Genomic DNA, 3,194 nt, shown 5'->3' with positions numbered 1-3,194 from the left:
TGATCGACGCGCGAACCTATGGCTCGCGCGTCGGGCGCTTGGGAAAGGCTACATAAGGCCTTTAGTCTGGATTCTCAAGCCCGATAACCCACGAAAATGCGGGTAGTCAAGGCTATTTTGTGGCAACCCACCGTATGGTGGGTTGGCAGGGGCAGTAGGGCTCGAACCTACGACCTGCGGTTTTGGAGACCGCCGCTCTACCAACTGAGCTATACCCCTACGCAAAGCGCGCGGGAGAGATAGCAAGCCGAGCCGCCGACCGCAATTTCCCTCACGTTATTTCTTGCGGGAACTGCGTGTGCGAGCACCCTTTCGCGCCGCCGTGCTACGCTCGGCCGGACCTTTGGTCGCCGCAGCCTTCTTTGCCGAAGCCGAGCGCGACCCCGCCGATCGCTGGGAGGCCGCAGTCCGCGCCTGCCGAGAGAGCGCCGCACGCGAGACCGTATCAGTGGGCTCACGTTTCAACGCACGTTTCACGGCCTTGGCAACTTTCGGGCGCCGCGTCGTCTTCCGCTCCCCTTGCCCCACCTCATAGGCGTATTCCGCGCTTTTGCGGGTCCGTTCCGTGGTCTTTCCCCGCTTCGGCGGTGGCAGGTCGACACCCGCCCGCCGGGCTTCCGACAATCCGATTGCGATCGCCTGCTTCGCCGAGCGCGCACCGTGCTCGCCATGCCTGATCTTATCGATTTCATCGTGGACGAACTCCCCGGCCTGGGTCGACGCGGATTTGCCAGCACGTTTGTCGGCGACGGCTTTTTCGATGGTGCGTTTGTCCGGCATGACGAGTCCTCCTGGATTCATCAGCCGCAACGCGCTCTCGCGGAATTTGATCCGGCGCCAGTCAGGCGTCCGTCATTTTTGACGTCGCGCAATATCTTTCCCGCATCACGGCGCTCGCAAGTACCATGTAGAACATTGATCCAGATGGGACGTTTTTAAAGCATCATCTTCCGCGCTTGACCGCTATGGTCGCGATTAGGAAGTGCACACGCGATACGGGTTCAGAATTTGTTAAAGGGGCATACGCAGGCTTCATTCGTTTCGTCTCAAACTTACTTGGACAGTTGCCGCGATGATCCGGACAATTCAGATCCTTATCGATGAATTGGCACGTTTTCGCGCACATGACGGCGGGAATATTGCCGTCATCTTCGCGATCGTTTCGGTGCCGCTGCTGATGGCGGTTGGGGGCGCGTTGGACTACGCCCGCGCTTTCCGCGCCCGCATCGACATGCAAGATGCCCTGGATGCCGCCACGTTGGCGGTGGCGACCGATCCGTCGCTGCGCTCGTTGGGGAGTATTAGGGTCAATCAGCTGGCCAACAATTTCTTCGCGGCCAATCTCGGCGAGTCCGACCTCAAGGACATCTCGCTGAGCGCCTCGTTCAAGACACAGGGCGGACCATCCGTGGAAGCCGTCGCGACCGGCGACGTTATACCGTATTTCGGTGCCCTTTTTGGCCTCTCGCGCGTCCCCATCAACGCCAAGTCGACGGCGGTTTGGGGCAGCTCCCGCCTTCGCGTCGCGCTTGTCCTGGACAACACGGGCTCGATGGACGACGACCGAAAGATGTCCGCGCTGAAAACAGCGTCGCACAATCTGCTTGATGAGCTGGAGGATGCCGCAACCGTCGACGGCGATGTGTATGTCTCGATCGTGCCATTCGCCACGGGCGTGAACGTCGGCAGCAGCAACTACGCCAAGACCTGGCTGCGCTGGGACCTGTTCGACGAAGTGAACGGGTCGTGCAGCAAGAAAAACTATACGACCAAGTCGTCATGCGAGAACGCGCGCCGCACTTGGACCGCCACATCGCATCGCAACTGGAATGGATGCGTCACCGATCGCGACCAAAACTATGACCTCGACAACACCGCGCCGAGCACATCACGCAGCGCGACTCTCTTTCCGGCTGAGCAGAACGAAAGCTGCCCCGCCCAACTGGCCGGCCTGAGCTACCGGTGGTCAGATCTCAACGATGTGATCGACGCCATGAAGCCGCTGGGCGCGACCAATCAGGCGATAGGGCTGCAATGGGGATGGCAATCCCTCACCCAGTCGCCATTCACGATCCCGAGCTATGACAGCAGCTACAAGTACAAGCAGGTGATTATTCTCCTGACCGACGGCCTGAACACGCAGGACCGCTGGTACGGCGACGGGCGCAACCCGTCATCTCGGGTTGACACGCGGCAGAAGAAGCTGTGCCAGAACATCAAGGACGCGGGGATCGAGCTCTACACGGTCCAGGTGAACACCGGCCGCGATCCAAAATCCACGATGCTCGAACAGTGCGCGAGCTCGACCGACAAGTTCTTCCTGCTGACGTCGGCGGACCAGATTGTCACGACTTTTGAAAGTATCGGATCGGCGTTGTCAGGACTCCGCCTGGCGATGTGACTGACGGCCGGACTAGTCCTGCGTCGCCACAACGACGCCGCCACCGACGCTGCGCCCGCCGTCAGTGACGTCGAACCGGTCGCCAGGCTGCGCCACGGTCGCCTCCTCGAGGGTAATCGACACGCGCCCCGTGGCGCCAAGATCGATCTGGCCGCCGCCAAGATCGAAGGTCCCGGGCACGGATTGTGTCCAGATCTTGAGCAGTGGCCGATAGCCGTCATCCGCAGGCCGTGCCCGGCCACCGGCCGCCAGCAAGGTGACATCCGCGGTTATCTTGGCGTGCGCCTTCAGGACCCCAGGCGCGCCGATCACCCGGCCCCGCTGCACCTGGTCCTGTTCGACGCGACCGAGGATGACGGATACCTCGGTGCCCGCGCCAGCCTCCGCGACTGAACTGAAGTTGACCTGGAGATCACGCACGACCGCCGGCGTCGGATCGCCGGTGCCAACCAGCTCTACCTGATCGCCGGTGTGGATCGTACCCCGCACGACAGTACCGGTCGCCACGACGCCCATGCCCGCGATGACGAAGGAATCCTCCACGGGCAGGAACAGCGCATCATCCGCCCGCGCCCCGGAGGCCGCGCCAAACGTGGCGAAGACAACGACGAGAATTGCAGCGAGATGCTGGTGCTTCATGTTTGACCATAGCGGGGTTGGAGCGGGTGAAGGGAATCGAACCCTCGTATTCAGCTTGGAAGGCTGCTGCTCTACCATTGAGCTACACCCGCCCGGCACGCCCACCTTAAGCGAAGCATGGTGGGAGAGGTAGGACTCGAACCTACGAAGGCGT

General features: G+C 61.6%; 3 protein-coding genes and 2 tRNA genes. 1 reads left to right on the top strand and 4 read right to left on the bottom strand.

From position 1 onward, the window contains the following. Positions 1 to 143: 143 nt before the first annotated feature. Together VHD36_00555 and VHD36_00550 are read right to left on the bottom strand one after the other, a co-directional pair. Positions 144 to 219, bottom strand: a tRNA-Trp gene (locus VHD36_00555). Positions 220 to 276: 57 nt separating this feature from the next. After that, positions 277 to 780 carry a DUF6496 domain-containing protein gene (locus VHD36_00550; protein ID HVU85779.1) on the bottom strand — a complete coding sequence of 168 codons (504 nt, stop codon included), beginning with the start codon at positions 778 to 780 and terminating at the stop codon, positions 277 to 279. A 292-nt stretch (positions 781 to 1,072) separates the two neighbouring features. Between VHD36_00550 and VHD36_00545 the strand changes: the two genes are divergently transcribed. Next, positions 1,073 to 2,401, top strand: a complete 1,329-nt coding sequence (locus VHD36_00545) for a pilus assembly protein (GenBank protein HVU85778.1) — start codon at positions 1,073 to 1,075, stop codon at positions 2,399 to 2,401. Between the two features lie 12 nt (positions 2,402 to 2,413). Here VHD36_00545 and VHD36_00540 read toward each other — a convergent pair whose 3' ends face one another. Beyond that, complete coding sequence (locus VHD36_00540; protein ID HVU85777.1) at positions 2,414 to 3,040, bottom strand: EF-Tu/IF-2/RF-3 family GTPase; 627 nt, start codon at positions 3,038 to 3,040, stop codon at positions 2,414 to 2,416. A gap of 18 nt (positions 3,041 to 3,058) precedes the next feature. Further along, positions 3,059 to 3,132: transfer RNA gene (locus VHD36_00535), tRNA-Gly, on the bottom strand. Positions 3,133 to 3,194: the final 62 nt, after the last annotated feature.

Source organism: Pirellulales bacterium (assembly GCA_035546535.1).
GTDB lineage: Bacteria > Planctomycetota > Planctomycetia > Pirellulales > JACPPG01 > JACPPG01.
This window is presented reverse-complemented; position numbering and strand designations above follow the sequence as displayed.